The organism is Cryobacterium zhongshanensis, assembly GCF_022760445.1.
Taxonomy (GTDB): domain Bacteria; phylum Actinomycetota; class Actinomycetes; order Actinomycetales; family Microbacteriaceae; genus Cryobacterium; species Cryobacterium algoricola.
Genome location: NZ_JALGAR010000003.1, coordinates 125,530 through 143,102 on the forward strand (window position 1 = coordinate 125,530; position 17,573 = coordinate 143,102).

Below are 17,573 nucleotides of genomic sequence, written 5' to 3' on the forward strand. Positions count from 1 at the left end.
TCCAGCCTAACCGGCACCGGGGACAGTCACCCTCGATACGTCATCGGCGTCAGCCGCCCTTCTCGGTCCAGACCGTGAGGGCGCCTCCCCCGGCGGCGGCCGGCGCGACGACCGAGAGCCCTTGCCGGTCGGTGCGCACGGCGAGGGTGCCGACCGAGCGGAGCAGGTCGAGCAGGGACGCGGTCGGGTGACCGTATCGATTGCCGGCGCCGACGGAGATGAGCCCCACCGTTGCGTGCAGCTCGGCATAGAACGGCGGGCTCTGGTCCCGACTGCCGTGGTGGGCGACCTTGACGACGTCGACCCTGCCCGGTGCGGACACCCGGTCGAGTGCGTCCTGGGCGTCCTCGCCGAGGTCGCCCAGAAACACCGAACGGATGCCTCGACCGTCGAATTCGATCGTGACGCTTCCCGGGTTGCCGGTCTGCATCTCCGATCCGCCACGCACGGGCCAGAGCACGTCCCAGCGGAGACCGCCGAGCGTGCCCGCGTCGCCCTTCGCGGCCTGGCGCACCTCGGCACCGCCCTCCGCCAGCCGGGCGTGCAGCCGTTCGTCCTGCGCGTTCTCCGGGATTCCGACGAGCGCGGTGCCGACCCGGCCGATCACGGCCGCGATTCCGCCGATGTGATCCATGTCGTAGTGGGTCAGCACCAGCAGGTCGATGCGGTCGATCCCGAGCGAGCGCAGGCAGCGCTGCAACGGCTTCGGGTCCGGCCCGACGTCGACGAGGGCGAAACGGTCCCGGTCGGCGCCGTGGTCCCTGACGACGACGGCATCGCCCTGGCCGATATCGCACGCGGCGATCTGCCAGTCGGCGGGGAAGGTCAGAGCGCGGCCGACGGCCTGTCCGATCAGGGTGCCCGCATACCCACCGACGAACAGCACGAGCACCACGAGCGCGACGGCCGACCAGCCGTCGAGAACCGATCGGGTCCGGCCCCGGCCACGTGCACGAGGCCGGCGGCGTATCCAGATGATGCGCTGGAGCATGTGCTGGAGGATGCGCTGGGGACTGCGCCGGAGTACGCTCCCGTCGCCCCGCCGCGATCGAGGCGTGCCGTCGCCGCCACGACCGCTGCCGGGGCCGGGGCCCTGCTCCCCGGGTCCGGACCGGTTCCCGGTTCCTGTGCCCGGACGCAGGAGCAGCACGAGCACGGCGGCGGTGAGGAGCGCGGTGACGGCCACCCCGAACGGCCCGCCGGGCCAGGGCAGGCTGCTGCCCGGCAGCGCGGCCGTGGTCCGCGCGACGGCCGCGATCCAGGCGGAGGGAACCCACGCCGACCAGAGCACGACGCCCGCCAGGCCGGGAAGCCAGCCGAGGAGCAGGCAGGCCGCGAGGCCGAGGACCGTCCCGAGCGGCGCCGCCGGTTCGGCGAGCAGGTTGGCCGGAACTCCGTAGAGCGGAAAGGTGGGGCTCAGCAGCACGAGCACGGGCTGGCAGGCGAGCTGGGCGGCGAGCGGAATCGCGATCAGGGCCGCGAGCCCGGTCGGAAGCCACCGGGCCAGGGACCGGGTCAGTGGGCCGGCGAGCACGAGAAGCCCGCCGGTGGCGAGAACGGAGAGCGCGAACCCGTAGCTGCGGGAGAGCCAGGGGTCCGTCGCGAGCAGCACGATGACGGACAGCGCGAGGAGGGGCACGCCCCGACCCGGCCTTCCGACGCCCACTCCGATGAGAAGCACCGCCGCCATCACCGCGGCGCGCAGCACGCTCGGCTCCGGAGTCACGAGCACGACGAACCCCAGCAGCACCGCGAGCGACAGGGTGATGCGCGCACCACGCCCGAGTCGGAGCCTGCCGAGCCGGAACCGGCCGCCCAGCAGCATGATGATCGCGATCAGAACCGCGCAATTCGCGCCGCTGACCGCGGTCAGGTGGCTGAGCGCGCTGGACTTCATCGCCGCGTCGAGGTCATCGCCCACGGCGCTCGTGTCCCCGATCGCGAGCCCGGGCAACAGAGCTCCCCCGTCACCGGGCAGGGTTGCGGCCGCGGCGGCGAAGCGGGAGCGCAACGCATCCGCCCAGTCGAGCCACCACGGCGCCCCGCAGACGGGCGCCGGTCGGCCGGGGGCGAAGACCAGGAGCGCCGCAGCATCCCCAGGTTCCGTGGCCACGAGTGTCGCGGCCACCCGCACGGTCGCGCCGATCCTCAGGGAATCCCCCGGAGACCCGGAGGCGAACACGAGGACGGGCACCGACAGCCCTTCTCGCGTACCGTGGGTTGCCGCAGCTGCCGCTGTCGCGGTCCTGCCGGTCACCGCGCGTACGGCCACGAGGGTTCCGCTGAACCGGATGCGCCCACTCCCGGCGTCTGCACCGGCACCGGTATCGGCACCGGTACCGCCGAATCCCGATAGCGCGGGTGCGCCCACCGGAACCGAACGGACCACGATCCGTGCCGTGACCGACGAATGGGTGGCCGCGACGGCCGCGATCTCGGCCGGGAGTCGAGTGGTCGCCGCGACCGCGACGAGCGACGCCAGGAGAGCCGCGGCCGTGACGCAGACCAGGACGGTTCCGGCCAGCGTCGCCCGGGTCACGCGCCGCGAGGGTGCGCGTCGCCAGGGTGCGAGTCGCCAGGGCGTGCGTTGCCAGGGCGTGCGTTTCCACGCGGGCACGTCGGACCCCCGGCGAGACGACCGGTGAGAAGCCGGGCGGAATGCCGGCCGTGTGCGCTTCCTGCGCGCCGCGGAGGCCGCGCTCGCGGCGACGACGAGGGCAACCACCATCACGACCGCCCAGAGGACCGCGGCGGCCGGACCGGCGAACGCCGGGGCACCCGTGAGCCACCAGGCCGTCGCCCACGCCAGTGCCGCAGGCACGACCAGCCGCGCGTCCGTTCCCGCCGGACCTGTCCGGCCTGCCGGCCGTACCGGGCCTGAAGGAACTCCCGGTCCAACCGGGCCTGAAGGAACTCCCGGTCCAACCGGGCCTGCCGGAGACCTCATAGCGTCACGCCCTCATACCGTCACGAGGTCTTTCAGGGCGTCGAAGGTCTTTTCCCCGATTCCGGTCACGTTCCGCAGGTCGTCGATGGTGGCGAACGGGCCGTTCGCGGACCGGTAGTCGACGATGCGCTGCGCCATGGCCGGGCCGATCCGCGGCAGCGCATCCAGCTCGGCCGCCGTCGCCCGGTTGAGGTTGACCTTCACCGCGGGAAGCCCGGGAGCAGCGCCTGAACCCGCCCCGCTTCCGCCGGGGCCGCCTCCTCCCCCCGCACCGCCCGGCACCGTCTCGCCGAGGGCAGGCAGGTACACCTGCTCGCCGTCCGCGAGCGGCCTGGCGAGATTTGCCCCTGCCGGATCGGCCGTCGCGGTGAATCCCCCTGCCGCAGACACCGCGTCGACCACGCGGGCGCCGACCGGAAGTTCGAACAGCCCCGGCCGGGCAACGGCGCCGAGGACGTGCACGAGGATCACGGCGGCAGGCGTGGTGCCCGGCGAGGATTGCGCCGTTCCGGAGCCGGATGCTCCGGTGCCCGAGCCGGATCTCCCGGAGCCGGATCCCGTGCCCGATGTCGCCGATGGAGAGGCCTTCTGCGGTCCGTCGGCCTCGGCTCCGCTCCGACCAGGGACAAGGACCTGCTGCCCTGACTGAGGTCCGAGGGCCGTGACGATCACCGCGATCAGGAGAGCGGCCAGCACGAGCACGACCGCCGCGCCCAGTCCGATCCTCAGCCGCGTCCGGCTCGGCCGACGGGCGGCAGGCACGAGGGTGTCGAGCGGCGGCAACCGGCCAGGGAACGGGTCACGTAACGGATCAGGGAACGAGTCACGGAACGGGTCGGCCTCGCCGGCGGCACCCGACTCGAGGCCTCCCGCCCGGCCGGGACGGTGTTCCGTCCCCGTCCCTGCCCCTGGTTCCCATTCCGGCCAGGCCGAGGGTCCTGCAGTCTCCATCCGGGCAGGCTAAACGCGGCGCTCCGCAGTGTGCCGGTCCTCGGTCGGACCGGTGGACAATCGGACCGGCCCTCAGCCTGTCGAGGGCCGGCAAGGCGGCCGGCAAGGCGGCCGGCAAGGCGGCCGGCAGTCCCCAAATGCTCTCAGGACCCCAGCTGGCCTGGCGTTGTTGGACGGGCCCTGCGATCGCCGGGCTCGGCTGCTGCCGTCTTCCGCCAGTCGTGTTCGTGGGCGAGGTCGCGCTGATCTTCTGGCTGTTCATCAGAGGTCGCCACCTCGCTCCCGTTCAGCCAGCCGTGCCGGCACTGTCCGGACGCGGCGGAGCGACCCGGATCAGCTTCCGGTTCACGAATTCGTCCATTCCGTACCGGCCGAGTTCACGTCCAATTCCTGACCGCTTCACCCCACCGAAGGGCAACTCCGCAGCGGTGCCCGACGCTTCGTTCACCGTCACCATGCCGGCCTGCAGACGGCGGGCGATCCGCTCGGCCTGCACCGGGTCCGCCGACTGGATCGCAGCGCCGAGTCCGTAGGTCGAGGCGTTTGCCATCGCGATCGCCTCGTCCTCAGAATCGACTCTGTGCACCACTGCCACAGGTCCGAAAAGTTCTTCCGAGTACGCACGCATGTCCGGTGTCACCCCGACGAGGACGGTGGGCGGGTACCACGCCCCGGGCCCGTCGAGCCTGGCTCCACCGAGCACGGCGGTAGCGCCCTTGCTGATGGCGTCGTCAACCTGGTCGGCGAGTCCGTTCACCGCCGCCACCGATGAGAGAGGCCCCATGAAGGTTCTCGGATCCGACGGGTCGCCCACGCTGATCGCGGACACGGCGGTGGTGAAGTACTTCAGGAACTCTTCGTAGACGCCCTGTTCGACGATGAAGCGCTTGGCTGCATTGCACGCCTGGCCGGCGTTCCCGAAACGACCGAGGACGGCCTGCCGGGCGGCGTATTCGGGATCGGCGGAATCCAGCACCAGATAGGGGTCCGATCCCCCCAACTCGAGAACGACTTTCTTGAGATGACGACCGGCGATCTCCGCCACGGCGGCACCGGCGCCCTCGGACCCGGTCAGTGAGACACCCTGAATGCGATCGTCCGCGATGATCACGGCAACCTGCTCAGTGGTCGCGAAGATGTTCACGTAGGCGCCCTCCGGGGCGCCGGCATCCCGGAAAATCTGTTCCATGGCGAGGGCCGACTCAGGACATTGGGGAGCGTGCTTGAGGAGGATGCTGTTGCCGTTCATCAGGTTCGGCGCGGCAAAACGTGCCACCTGATAGTAGGGGTAGTTCCACGGCATGATCCCGAGGAGTGCGCCCAGGCCTTCCTTCCGAACAACGGCGGTCCCGCCGGCGACGACGTCCAGCTCCTCGTCGGCCAGGAATCCGGGTCCGTTGTCCGCGTAGTAGTTGTAAATCGACACGGCGATGTCGACTTCGAGGCCTGCCTGCGAGATCGGCTTGCCCATCTCCCGGGTGATGATGGCCGCCAACTGATCCCGTCGTGCCGTGTAGAGCTCGGCGACGCGCCTCAGCAGTCTGACCCGGTCGTCGATAGGGGCGCACCTCCAGGTGAGAGACGCTGCAGCCACGGAGGACAATGCCGCTTCCACCGCCTCTCCCGTTGCGGTCGGATAATCCTTGACGAGTTCCCCGGTGGCAGGGTTCGTTACGGCGTACAGGCTCATGGTCTTCTCCTGGCGTGCTTCTCGGTGTGATCGGTGGATGTCCCGGCCCGTCTGTGCGGTGATCCTTCGGCTCAGGGGCGAAAAGGTTCAGGGCGCACGAGTTCCCCGGTCACCAGCCGTCCGGCGAGTTCGGTGAGGAGATCGACCCCGGCCAGCATGTCCTCGTCCGAGGTGAACTCGCGCTCGTTGTGGGAGATTCCGTCAGCGCTGGGAACAAAGAGCATGATGGTGGGGACGATGTCCTTCATGTTGGTCGAGTCGTGCCCGGCGCGGGTTCGCACGGTGCCGTACTGAAGCCCCAGTCTTTCTGCGCTGGCTGCGGCGAGTTTCAGTCCCGCGGCGTCATAGGCCTTGGCCGCCCAGATGTGCTCGGCACCGCGTTCGATCTTCACCCTGGCGGACTCTTCGATTTCGTTGACCCGACGATGCAGTTCGGCATCGGCGGCAGCCAATACGGACGGGTCGGTGCTACGCACGTCCACGAGCAGGGTGACCCGGTTTGCAACGACGACCGGGGAATTCGGGAAGACGGTGAATTCGCCGCAGGAGGTGATGACCATGTGGTCGTCGGTCGTGAACTGGTTGGCGATGTCGCGGGCTGCGACCACCAGGCAGGATGCGCCCAGCAGGGCGTCGGAGCGGTCTGCGATCACGGTCGCTCCCGTGTGCGCCTGTTCGCCATGCACTACGAACTCGTACTTGTTGGCGCCCCAGGTCGACTCCACCAAACCGATGCTCAGCCCGTCGTCCTCCAGAGAACGCCCTTGCTCGATGTGGATCTCCAGGTAGGCGGCGACGTCGAGGCTGAAATCACCGATGGTCCCGATCGATTCCAAGGCCTCCCTCACCGTCACCCCGCGTGGGTCGGTGGTGGTCAGGACCTGTTCCGCCGAAAGCTTCCCGGTGAAGACGGAGCTGCCCATCATCGAAGGTTTGAACCGGCAGCCTTCTTCGTTGAACCAGTTGACGACGACGATGTTGAACAGGGCGGCGCCGTCCCGACCGGCAAGCCCCTCCTTCACCCGCATCGCCGCGTGGGCGCCGGCCAGCACGCCGTAGGCGCCGTCGAAACGGCCACCGAAAGGCTGGGAATCCAAGTGCGAACCGATGGCGATGTACGGCGCCCCCGGGGCCAGCTCTACGAGGGTGAACTGGTTGCCGACCTGGTCATAACGAACCGTGAAGTCATGGCCCTCAACCAGCCCACGAAACCAGTTGCGGGTCTGGCCGTCGGCCGCCGTCGCGGCTTGTCGATCGACGCCGCCGCCAGTGGTGGAACCGAAACTGCTCATTGAGCGAAAATCGGTGAGGAAAGAGTGCCGCTGATGCGTTGGCGTGCTCATGGAATTGCTCCGATCGTGGTTACTTGGTGAGAGCGCGGGAATCGAAGCTGAAGCGACCGTCGACGCCGGTGGCGATGATGTCGAGGGTGCCGATATCGGTCGCTGTCAGGGGCGAGCCGGAAAGAACTACGAAGTCGGCAAGTTTCCCTCGGGCGAGGGTGCCTCGGCTGTCGATGGTGCCGGTCGCGGTTGCTGCCCCTTCGGTGTAGCAGCGGAGGGCATCTTCGGGGGTCAGGCCCTCCTCGGGGCCACCCAGCACCAGACCGTTCTCCGTCTTGCGGTCTACGGATGACTGCAGGGCTCGCCGCACGTTGTTGTCTGCCACCGGCAGATCCGAGCTGCCTGCAACGATCACGCCGGCGTCCACGAGCGACTGCCCTCGATAGAGCCAGCTCTCCCGGTCGGACCCGACGAGCTGCGCGAACTGGTCGCCGAGGGGGCCGATGAAGCCTGCCTGGGGAGTGACCGCGATGCCGGCTCGGGCGACCAGGGCGACCTGGTCCGGACGGGAGATGCCGAAGTGTTCGATCCGGTTCGGCAGGGCGTTCCGGCCGAAGGTGTCCTGGCACTCGATGATGATCTCCGCAGCAAGGTCGATGGCGGCGTCGCCGATGGCATGGAGTGCGATCGGCCAGCCGGCTCGGTAGGCGTCGGTGACCCGCTCGCGGTAGGACTGCGGACTGTCGAGCAGGTATCCGCTGTTGTGCGGGTGCCCGCAGTAGTCCTCGGTGACCGCAGCCGTCGCGCCCAGAAGCGATCCGTCCATGAACACCTTGACCGGTCCCAGGGAGAGCCAGTCATTGCCGAACCCTGCGCTGATGCCCAGATCGATGCCGTTGCCGTGTCCGGTCCCGTGCATATCCGCGGGATGCGAGGTGAGGGGGCGTAACGCGTCCAGCGTCGGCATCAACTGAGCTCGCGCATGGAGGCGTCCGTCCCGGTGGGCTTGCTGGTATGCCTGCACCTCGATGGGGCTGTGGCCGATCCAGCCGGCGCCGATACCGGCCTCGGTGAAGCTGGTGATGCCCTGCTCGGCATACCTGGTCGTGGCGTCGTCCAGCGCCTGCACGATCTGAGGGACTGAATACGGCAAGAGCAGGTTCTGAATCAGTGATTGGGCGGATTCTTCGATCACGCCGGTCGGGTATCCGTCGCTACCGCGCAGCACAGCCCCGCCCAGGGGATTGGTGAAGCCGGGTTCGAAGACACCGGCCAGGCGTAAGGTTGCCGAGTTCGTGATCGAGAGGTGCCCCGAGACGTGCCGCAGGTACATCGGCCTCTCGCCAGTGATCTCGTCAAGCCGTCGAATATCCGGGAACCGGCCATCGTGGTGCTTGTGGTTGAACCCGGTTCCCTTGACCCACTCGTCCGGCTCGTCGGCGAGCCGCGCGGTTTCCCTGGCCAGCAACGCATAGAGCGCGTCCAGGCCACGGGCAGGATCGAGGTCGACGGCCGAGAGGCCGAGCCCCCACCAGGTGGTGTGACAGTGCGCGTCGATGAATCCGGGCACGATGGTGGCACCGCCGAAGCCTGCGAAGTCGTCGATGCTCTCCGCGGTACAGCCCTCCAGTTCCTCGTCGAACCCGGCGATGCGTCCATCGAGGATGCCCATGCTGTGCGCGGTGGGACGCTGCCGGTCCAGTGTCAGGATTGTGGCTCCACGGATGATGCTGTCGAGTTTCACGCGGTGGCCGCCATTCCCGTGTCCGCTGTCGAGGGCGGCATGGTTTCTGGATCGGTGCGCAGGTGCAGGAGTGCCGGTAGCCCACTGGCCAGGGCGCGTTCCAAGGCTGGTTCGAAGTCCTCGGTGCGATCGACGTATTCGCCGTGACCGCCGAAGGACCGCATCCAGGCGGAAAAATCGGGATTCGCCATGGATGTTCCTGAAGGACGGCCCGGATAGCGGGCGCGTTGATGCTGCACGATTGTGCCGTAGATGCCGTTGTCCACCACAATCACCAGCGGTGTGCTGCCCTGGGCGAATGCAACGGAGAGCTCTTGGGCATTCATGAAGAAGTCACCGTCACCGCAGATTGCGACCGCCTGCCGGTCAGGGAAGATCAGGGACGCGGCGACGGCGGAGGGTACAGAGAGCCCCATTGCGCCGTTGCGCGAACCGACCAGAGAATGGGGCTGTGTGTGCGAGAGGTAGCGGTGACCCCAGATGGTGGCGTTTCCCGCCCCGTAGCAGAGGACGCGTTGGCCGGGTAGCAGCCGCTCGAGGTCCTCGAACGCGATTCCGAGGTCGACACCCGAGCCCCCGTCCGGTCGGGGTGCTCCGAATCGGAGTTGGTCGCGGTGCAGCGCCGTCATCCAGTCGGCCGTGCGCATGCCGCGCGCGGATTCCGGGATCGGGAGTGAAGCCACGAAGGCGGCCGGTGTGCTGAGGACATGCTGGTCGATCCGGCCCGAATGCATGGTGGCGGAAGCATCGGCAAGGACGAGCAGGCTCGGCTGGGCGAAGCCGCGGGTATAGCCGTCACTGAGCACGTCCGAGCGTCCGCAACCGATGAAGAGGAGGAGGTCCGCCTCGTCCAGTCGCGCAGCGAGCGTATCCGCCCGTCCGTAGCCCAACCAGCCCGAGTATGCGGCACCGTGATGCGGTACGGCATCGTGGGCCCGCCAGTCCGTCGCGACGGGGATTCGTGCCACCGCGGCCCACTCCATCAGGATCGCGCCGGTCGCCTCGCCCCAGCCATCGCCCCCGACGATGATCAGCGGCCGTTCGGCGGCTGCGAGCCGGTCGGTGAGACGAGCGAGTTCTCCCGGGGATGGCGTGGCGGTGGCGCTCGGTCGAACCTGGGCGGGATCCACGTCGATGAGCTGCACCAGCACGTCTTCGGGAAGTCCGATCACGACGGGTCCAGGGCGTCCGGCCGCGGCCAGGTGCATGGCCTCGGCCACCAGCTCACCGGCCCGGTACGGGTCGTCGAGCACGATGACTCGTTTCGCGGTGGTGCCGAACCAGCCGGCCAGGTTGAATTCTTGAAAGGAATCGCGCTCGCGATCGCGTACGGGAACGAGCCCGACGAACAGAACGAGCGCGGTCGCATCCTGCCAGGCGGTGTGCACCGCGATCATCGCGTTTGCCGCACCCGGCCCGCGGGTCACCATCACCACCCCTGGCGTCCCGGTCAGTCGTCCTTCGGCGAGGGCCATGAAGCCCGCGCCCCCCTCGTGGCGGCAGACCACCGTCTCGATCGGAGAATCGTGGAGCCCGTCCAGAACGTCGAGATAGCTCTCTCCCGGCACCAGATAGACGCGGCGTACACCGTGGACTTCGAGTTGGCGAACGATGAGGTGGCCGGCTGACTGCTTCATGTTGCGAGCTTTCTGTTCGGGGGGCGGTCGAGCCGGTCAGTGCTTGAATCCGGGGAGGTCCACACTCATCCGTGGGGCGATCGCGCCGGCGACCGCTGTGAACAGCGACAGGAAGACAAGCATGGCCGCGGCCGGCCACCAGTGGTTCCCCGCACCGGCGACAAGACCTGTGGCCAACAGCGGGATGAAACCGCTGATCATCCCGGCGGTGTTCTGGGCGAACCCGACTCCGGTGTAGCGCGTTCGAGCCGGGAACAGCCCGGTCAGGACGGTGCCGGATGCCGCGTACGGGAAGGACAGGGCCGCGACGGCAATGGTCATGCCGGTGATGACGAGGACCGGGTTTTCGCTGACGATCAGCAGGAATGCCGGGAATGCGATGATCGCAGAGAAGATACCGCCGAAAATGATGACGCGGCTGGCGCCGAAGCGCTCTCCCAGGCGGCCGCCGAGGATGAGTACCGGGATTTCCATGAGGGCCGCGATCATCCCGCCGAGCAGCATCAGCTGGACGCTGTAGCCGAGCACGTTCACGCCGTACCAGACCACGAATGCGGTTACGAGGTAGAAGCCTCCCACTCCCAACAGGCCCGCGGCCATGCCGACGATGATCTGCTTCCAGTGGTGGACGAGAGTGGTGCGAATTGGAGCCTTCTCGGTCTCGCCCTTCTCCTTCAACTCGGCGAAGACGGGCGATTCATCGAGACGGCTGCGGATGTACAGCGCGATCAGGAGCATCGGAATGGCCGCCAGGAAAGGGATGCGCCAGCCGAAGGATGTGAAGTTCTCCTGGGAGAAGAACAGTGTCATAAGGAAGAAGCCGCCGGAGGAAAGGATCGTGCCGATGGGCGAACCGATCTGTGGGAGTGCGGCATACCGGGCGCGGCGTTTCAGAGGCGCGTTTTCCACCACGATGGTCATTGCGCCGGACCACTCGCCACCAACGAAGAGGCCTTGAAGCACACGGAGCAGCACCAGCAGGATCGGTGCGGCAATGCCGATCGCCGCGTAGGTCGGCAACAGGCCGATCAGGCCGGTGATGAGGCCGATGCCCACGATGGTCACCATCAGGGTTCGGCGGCGGCCGATCCGGTCGCCCATTGCGCCGAAAATCATGCCGCCGACCGGGCGGGCGACGAGCCCCACCCCGAACGTTGCGAACGCGGCCATGGCCGCCGCGGTCGCGTTCTGGCTCTGGAAGTACTGCACGTTGAAGACCAGAGCGGCGGCCGCGCTGAAGAGAAAGAAGTCGTACCATTCCATTGCAGTGCCGATGAGGGCCCCCATGGCGACTTTCGTGGCTTCCTTGTCGGTGATCTGGCGCGTTGCACCAGCCTCCACGTTGGTAACTTCAGTAGCTAGGGTCATCAGTCTCTCCGTCGTGGGGGTTGATGGTCCTTCGCGGTTCAGAGGAAACCCGCGGCGACCTGTGGGGAATTCATAGAAGTCTGCCAGCGCGGGATCGCCCCTCGATGAACGAAATGTCACGAGATACCCGTCGCGACTTGTGCAAAAGCACATAAAATGACGGAATGAGTGACCTTTGCGAGTCAAAGAACGGTGAATCCGTTGAAAGTACCGACGTGCAGCGATGGAGCGCCCTCCTCGCCCAGTTGTCCGTGGAGCGGCTGACCGACCGCTTCCTGGACCGGGTGCTCCGCGTGCCCGGATATGACAGCATCCCCGTGCCCGGCAGCGAAATTCGCCGAACCGGCGCCGCCTCCTTCGCCGCGCTCATCCGCGGTTTGCAGCAGGGGTCCGAGAGTGTCGAGGGGAGGGCCGAACGGTTGGCCATCGCCACCGACGTCGGCGTGTCGCGCGCGCGCGCTGGGGTTCCCATCGAATCACTGATGACCGCAATCCGGTTGGACTTTTCAATTCTCTGGGGCGAGTTGACGTCCATCGCGGAGGAAGCGGATGCCGCGCTGCTCGTGCGCCATACGGACCGGGTGTGGCACATCGTTGATTCCTATGCCAGCCAGACCCAGTCCACATACATGGCCGAGCGGCAACGCATGCAATACGAGGCTTCCTCGCTGCGGCAGGGTTATGTTGCCACACTGTTCGGAGAAGTGGGTCCGTCAGCGGAGATGCTCGGCCATATCGCTGGGGAACTGCAGCTGGCCGAGAATGCGCCGCTGAGTGTGGCCGTTGCGATCGGGGAAGACGTGGCGGCGTTACGGATCGTCATCGCCTCGACCGCTCATCGGGGGGCCGAGATCTTCACCCATCATTTGGGCGGCGGGCTCGTCGCGTTCTGGCCTAATGACGACCGTCCGGGTTCGGCGATCCAGGAGGCCGCCCTGCAGATCGGCCGTCTCCGCTGTGGGCTCGTGGGCTTCGTGCCCGGGCTCGCGAGGCTGGCTGAGTCCGCGCGCATCGCCCGGGATCTCGCCAGTCTCTTGACTGCGGACGACGGGGAGGCCCTCACGGTAACCCGGGCCTGGGCGCGGATGGCCCGTTTGCGGCTCGGGGAATCCGGGCTGCCCATCACAGCTGATCTGGATGCTGCGCTCGCGCACTGCGGCGCAGTGGAACGCGCCCGGCTGATCGAGGCCGTACAGGCCTACCTGTCCACCGGGAGCATCGCCAGCTCCGCCGAGGTACTCTTCTGCCATCGCAACACTCTCATGAACCGGTTGCGTCGTTTCACGGAAGTTACCGGGATCGATGTCACAGTGCCGCAACAGGCCGCACGGCTGGTGGTTGCCTGGGCATAGAGTCCGGGGTCGGGTCTGACGCCGGCCGATCCTAGGCGCCTCGCAAGGCGCCGGTCCAGGGCTGGGCCGGTGGACAACCGGACCGGCCCCCAACGTGTCGAGGGCCGGCGAAGCGCCCCGCGGTCCCCGAAGTTCCTCAGGACCCCCGGCCGCCAGGCCGCCAGAATCTGACGCCGTCAGAACCCGACGACACCACCGCCTCAGACGGGCTTGGTGACGATGCTCACGAGCTTCGGCGCCCGGACGATCACGTGGACAATCTCCCGGTCCCCGATCGAGCGGATCACCGAAGCGGATGCCCGTGCGAGGCCCTCGAGGTCGTCAGCGGCGATCTTCGGCGAGACCTCCAGACGGTCACGTACCTTGTTGTCGACCTGCACGATGGCCGTGACGGATTCCTCGACGAGGAGCCGAGGGTCGGCCTTGCGCCACTGGGCGAGCGCGACGCACGGCTCATAGCCGAGGCGCTGCCACATGTCCTCCGCCGTGTACGGCGCGAACAGGTTGAGCGCCATGGCGGTCGCCTCCGCGGCCTCGCGCACCGCGGCATCCGCCGGGCCCGCTCCCGTGTCGATGACCTTGCGGGTCGCGTTGACGAGCTCCATCAACCGGGCGACGACGACGTTGAACTTGAACGACTCGACGAGGCCGGGCGCGTCGGCGAGGAAGCGGTGGGTGACCCGGCGGAGGGCCGGGTCCCCGGTCTTCCAGAGCACGTCCGGTGCGCTAGTGACGTCCTTGGCCATACGCCAGGCACGGGCGAGGAACTTGGCCGAACCGACCGGGGACACGTCGGCCCAGTCGATGTCGTCCTCGGGCGGGCCGGCGAACGCCATGGTGAGGCGCACGGCGTCGACGCCGAACTGGTCGATCTCCTCGGTGAAGTAGACGAGGTTGCCCTTGCTCTTGGACATCTTGGTGCCGTCGAGGATGACCATGCCCTGGTTGAGCAGGGCGGTGAACGGCTCGGTGAAGGTCACGTAGCCGAGGTCGAAGAGCACCTTGGTGATGAACCGCGCGTAGAGCAGGTGCAGGATGGCGTGCTCGACGCCGCCGACGTACTGGTCGACGGGAGCCCACTTCTCGGCTTCCTTCGGGTCGAACGCCTGGGTGTCGTCGTTCGGGTTCAGGAACCGGAGGAAGTACCACGAGCTGTCGACGAAGGTGTCCATCGTGTCGGCGTCGCGGCGAGCCGGGGTGCCGTCGATCGGGTTGGGCACGTTGACCCAGTCCGTGGCGCCGCCGAGCGGCGAGGTGCCCTTCGGCTTGAGGTCGAGACCCTCCGTTGAGGGGAGCAGCACCGGCAGCTGGTCTTCGGGAACCGGGATTTCCGCGCCGTCCTGGCCGTGGATGATCGGGATCGGGGTGCCCCAGTAGCGCTGGCGGGAGATCAGCCAGTCGCGCAGCCGGTAGTTCTTGGCGGAACGCCCGGTGCCGTCGGCGGTGAGCTGCTCGACGATGCGCTTGATCGCGTTGTTCTTGCTGAGGCCGGTGAGGGCGCCGGAGTTGATCAGGCGGCCTTCCCCGGCCAGCGCGACCCCGGTTTCCGTCGGGTCGAGCGGCGCAGGGTCGACCGGCAGTTCTTCCGTGCCGTCGATCATCCCTGGGGTGATCACGGGCAGGGTGCCGGTCAGGGGCGCCGTCGTGTCGACGACGACCCGGACGGGCAGGTCGAACTTCAGGGCGAAGTCGAGGTCGCGCTGGTCGTGCGCGGGGACGGCCATCACGGCGCCGTGGCCGTAGTCCGCGAAAACGTAGTCCGCTGCCCAGATCGGCAGGCGTTCGCCGTTGACCGGGTTGATCGCGTAACGCTCGAGGAAGACACCGGTCTTGGGCCGGTCGGTGGCCTGGCGCTCGATGTCGGTGCTCTTCTGCATCTGCACGAGGTAGTCCTGGAAGCGCTCGCGCACCTCGGGAGTGGAGTCGGCGACGAGTTCGGCCGCGAGGTCGGAGTCGGGGGCGACGACCATGAAGGTCGCGCCGAAGAGCGTGTCCGGGCGGGTCGTGAAGACGCTGACGACGGCCTCGCGGCCCTCGATGGCGAAGTCGACGTCGGCGCCGATGGAGCGGCCGATCCAGTTGCGCTGCATGTTGAGCACCTTGGCCGGCCAGGTGCCCTCGAGCTGGTTGAGGTCGTCGAGCAGGCGATCCGCGTAGTCGGTGATCTTGAAGTACCACTGGGTGAGCTTCTTCTTGATCACGATCGCGCCGCTGCGGTCGCTCGTGCCGTCCGGCAGCACCTGCTCGTTCGCGAGCACGGTCTGGTCGATCGGGTCCCAGTTGACCCAGCTGTCCTTGCGGTAGGCGAGGCCCTTCTTGTACAGCTGCAGGAACAGCCACTGGTTCCACTTGTAATACTCGGGGTCGCTCGTGTGCAGTTCGCGGGACCAGTCGAAGGAGGCCGCGTAGAGCTTCATGCTCTTCTTCTGCTGGGCGATGTTGTCGTAGGTCCAGCCGCGCGGGTCGATGCCGCGCTTGATGGCGGCGTTCTCCGCGGGGAGTCCGAAGGAGTCCCAGCCGATCGGGTGCAGCACGTTGAAGCCCTGCTGGCGCCAGTACCGGGCGACGATGTCGCCGAGCGCGTAGACCTCGGCGTGGCCCATGTGCAGGTCGCCGGAGGGATACGGGAACATGTCGAGCACGTACTTGCGCGGACGGGTGTCGTCGGGGTCGCTCGTGCGGAACGGTTCGAGCTCGTCCCAGATGGGTTGCCACTTCGCCTGGATCGCGGCGAAGTCATAGAAGTCCTCGTCGATCTCTACGCCGTATGGGGTGCGGTCGTGCTCGTGTGCCACGGGACTCTCATTCTGGTGATTCGGGCGTGAACGCTTCACGGTCCAAGCTTCTAGGTTACTCAACCCTTAGCCGAAACGAGGTCAGGGACGGAATCGAGCGCGGTCAGGAGTGCTGCGGCCTTGATCCGGGTCTCCTCGATCTCCTCCGCAGCGACCGAGAGGGCGGTGATTCCGCCGCCGGTCCCGATCGAGGCGCCTGCCCGGTCGAGCACGATGCTGCGGATCACCATGGCGAGGTCGACGGCGCCGTCGCGGCCGAAATAGCCGAATGCACCGGAGTAGATGCCACGGGGGCCGTCCTCGAGGCCGCTGAGCAGGCTGACGGCGCTGAGCTTGGGCACCCCGGTCATCGAACCGGCCGGGAAACACGATTCGACGGCATCCGTGCCGGTCAGCCCCGCGGCGAGGCGCGCCTCGACGGTGCTCACGAGCTGGTGCACGTGCGCGTAGCTCTCGATGTCGAAGAGGCGCGTGACGCCGACGGTGCCGAGTTCGGCGACCCGGCCGATGTCGTTGCGCATCAGGTCGACGATCATCAGATTCTCGGCGCGTTCCTTGTCGCTCGAGCCGAGTTCGGCGCGGAGGTCGGCGTCGGTCGCGGGATCCCCGGACCGCGGCCTGGTGCCCTTGATCGGTTTGCTTGAAACGCCGCCGTCCGGGCCGACGGTGAGGAACTGCTCGGGCGAGGCGCTCAGCAGGGCGGTGTGCCCGAAGCGCAGCAGGCCGCCGTGGTGGCTCGGGCTGCCGGCGCGCAGCCGGTGGTACGCCGCGACGGGGTTCGGTCGCGCGTCGACGGTGATCTCGTTGGTGAGGCAGAGCTGGTACGCGTCTCCCGCGGCGATGGAGGCCTGGCAGCGCCCGATCAGTGCGGAGTAGTGGGTTGCGTCGTGCCGCCACCGGGCGCGGGGCGGCGATGCAGGGTGCTCGAGGGCGGCATCCGCTGCGGCGGTCGGTACAGTCGCTGCGACAGTCGCTGCGGTCGCTGCGGTCGCTGCGGTCGCTGCGGTCGCTGCGGCGTCTCCCGGCAGCGCATGCCGCATCGCACGAGCACTGTCCCGGCGCGCCCGCACAGCGCTGGCCCAGTCCTCCGCGAGGTGGGGCGACTCCCCCGGCTGCCTGCGGGCGAGCAGGGTGACGGTGCGGTTCGTGTGGTCGAAGACGAGCATCCGGTCGACCTCGAGCAGCGCGGCGTCGGGGTAGCGCGACGGAGGGAGTGGCACGCCGAGGGTCTGCGCGCCGAGCTCGTACCCGAGCCAGCCGACCCAGCCGAGATGGAAGCCGCCGGGTTGCCGGGCGCCCGGCTCCGAATCGGCCACCGTGTCTGGATCGTGGGGCCTGTCAGGGTCGCTCAGAGCGTCCGGCTCGTCCGGCTCGTGCGGCTCGTGCGGCTCGTCAGGCTCGTCCGGCTCGTCCGGCTCGTACGGCTCGTCCGACGCGTGCGGCCCGGACGCGTTGATGGGCGCGGCGAGGTCGTCCCGGAGGAAGTCGAAGATCGTGCCGCGGCTCGTGACGGGTGCGGAGAGCGGGTCTCCGGGCACCGTCACCGTCACCGTTCCATCTGGAACGGAGGCGTTCACGAACCGGGAGCGCTCGGTCGGCCCGGCGAGGTAGCTGAAGCCGGTGTGGGCGCCAGGGCCGGCATCGAGCCAGATGGCGTGTCCGCTCTCGCGGTAGAGGGCATCGAAGGCGTCTGCCGGGTCCCACCAGCCGTCCAGTTCCCAACGTTGGTGGTCGCCCCGGCCGGGACTGCGGCGAGGGCGGGAGGATGCGGACACGCCCCTAGCCTAGGAGCCTGCTGAATCTTCG

10 protein-coding genes are annotated in these 17,573 nt (G+C 68.1%); 1 reads left to right on the forward strand and 9 read right to left on the reverse strand.

Annotated elements, in window-relative coordinates; all coding sequences use genetic code 11:
- Positions 1 to 49: 49 nt before the first annotated feature.
- From MQH31_RS12205 to MQH31_RS12235, 7 genes are all read right to left on the reverse strand, one after another.
- Positions 50 to 2,821, reverse strand: coding sequence for a ComEC/Rec2 family competence protein (locus MQH31_RS12205; protein ID WP_243012274.1), 2,772 nt, complete (start codon positions 2,819 to 2,821; stop codon positions 50 to 52).
- 138 nt (positions 2,822 to 2,959) lie between these two features.
- Complete coding sequence (locus MQH31_RS12210; protein WP_243012275.1) at positions 2,960 to 3,898, reverse strand: helix-hairpin-helix domain-containing protein; 939 nt, start codon at positions 3,896 to 3,898, stop codon at positions 2,960 to 2,962.
- 286 nt (positions 3,899 to 4,184) lie between these two features.
- Entirely contained in the window at positions 4,185 to 5,588 is a 1,404-nt protein-coding gene (locus tag MQH31_RS12215) for an NAD-dependent succinate-semialdehyde dehydrogenase (RefSeq protein ID WP_243012276.1), read from the reverse strand.
- Positions 5,589 to 5,659: 71 nt separating this feature from the next.
- On the reverse strand, positions 5,660 to 6,931 hold the full coding sequence (locus MQH31_RS12220; protein ID WP_243012277.1) for a M20 family metallo-hydrolase: 1,272 nt from the start codon (positions 6,929 to 6,931) through the stop codon (positions 5,660 to 5,662).
- Between the two features lie 19 nt (positions 6,932 to 6,950).
- Positions 6,951 to 8,615, reverse strand: a complete 1,665-nt coding sequence (locus MQH31_RS12225; RefSeq protein WP_243012278.1) for an amidohydrolase — start codon at positions 8,613 to 8,615, stop codon at positions 6,951 to 6,953.
- Positions 8,612 to 10,252, reverse strand: coding sequence for a thiamine pyrophosphate-dependent enzyme (locus MQH31_RS12230; protein WP_243012279.1), 1,641 nt, complete (start codon positions 10,250 to 10,252; stop codon positions 8,612 to 8,614). The genes MQH31_RS12225 and MQH31_RS12230 overlap by 4 nt, the downstream gene beginning before the upstream one ends.
- 36 nt (positions 10,253 to 10,288) lie before the next feature.
- Positions 10,289 to 11,620 (reverse strand): MFS transporter, encoded by a 1,332-nt coding sequence (locus MQH31_RS12235; RefSeq protein WP_243012280.1) that lies wholly within the window; start codon positions 11,618 to 11,620, stop codon positions 10,289 to 10,291.
- Between the two features lie 164 nt (positions 11,621 to 11,784).
- Here MQH31_RS12235 and MQH31_RS12240 point away from each other — a divergent pair, with 164 nt between their 5' ends.
- A complete protein-coding gene (locus tag MQH31_RS12240; RefSeq protein WP_243012281.1) occupies positions 11,785 to 12,972 on the forward strand; it encodes a PucR family transcriptional regulator in 1,188 nt (395 codons plus the stop codon).
- 200 nt (positions 12,973 to 13,172) lie between these two features.
- On the opposite strand, the gene leuS is transcribed toward MQH31_RS12240, so the two are convergent.
- Together leuS and MQH31_RS12250 are read right to left on the reverse strand one after the other, a co-directional pair.
- The gene (leuS, locus tag MQH31_RS12245; RefSeq protein ID WP_243012282.1) at positions 13,173 to 15,767 is read right to left on the reverse strand and encodes a leucine--tRNA ligase; all 2,595 of its coding nucleotides are present in this window, start codon (positions 15,765 to 15,767) and stop codon (positions 13,173 to 13,175) included.
- A gap of 59 nt (positions 15,768 to 15,826) precedes the next feature.
- Positions 15,827 to 17,542 carry an anthranilate synthase component I family protein gene (locus MQH31_RS12250; protein ID WP_243012283.1) on the reverse strand — a complete coding sequence of 572 codons (1,716 nt, stop codon included), beginning with the start codon at positions 17,540 to 17,542 and terminating at the stop codon, positions 15,827 to 15,829.
- Between the last annotated feature and the right edge of the window lie 31 nt (positions 17,543 to 17,573).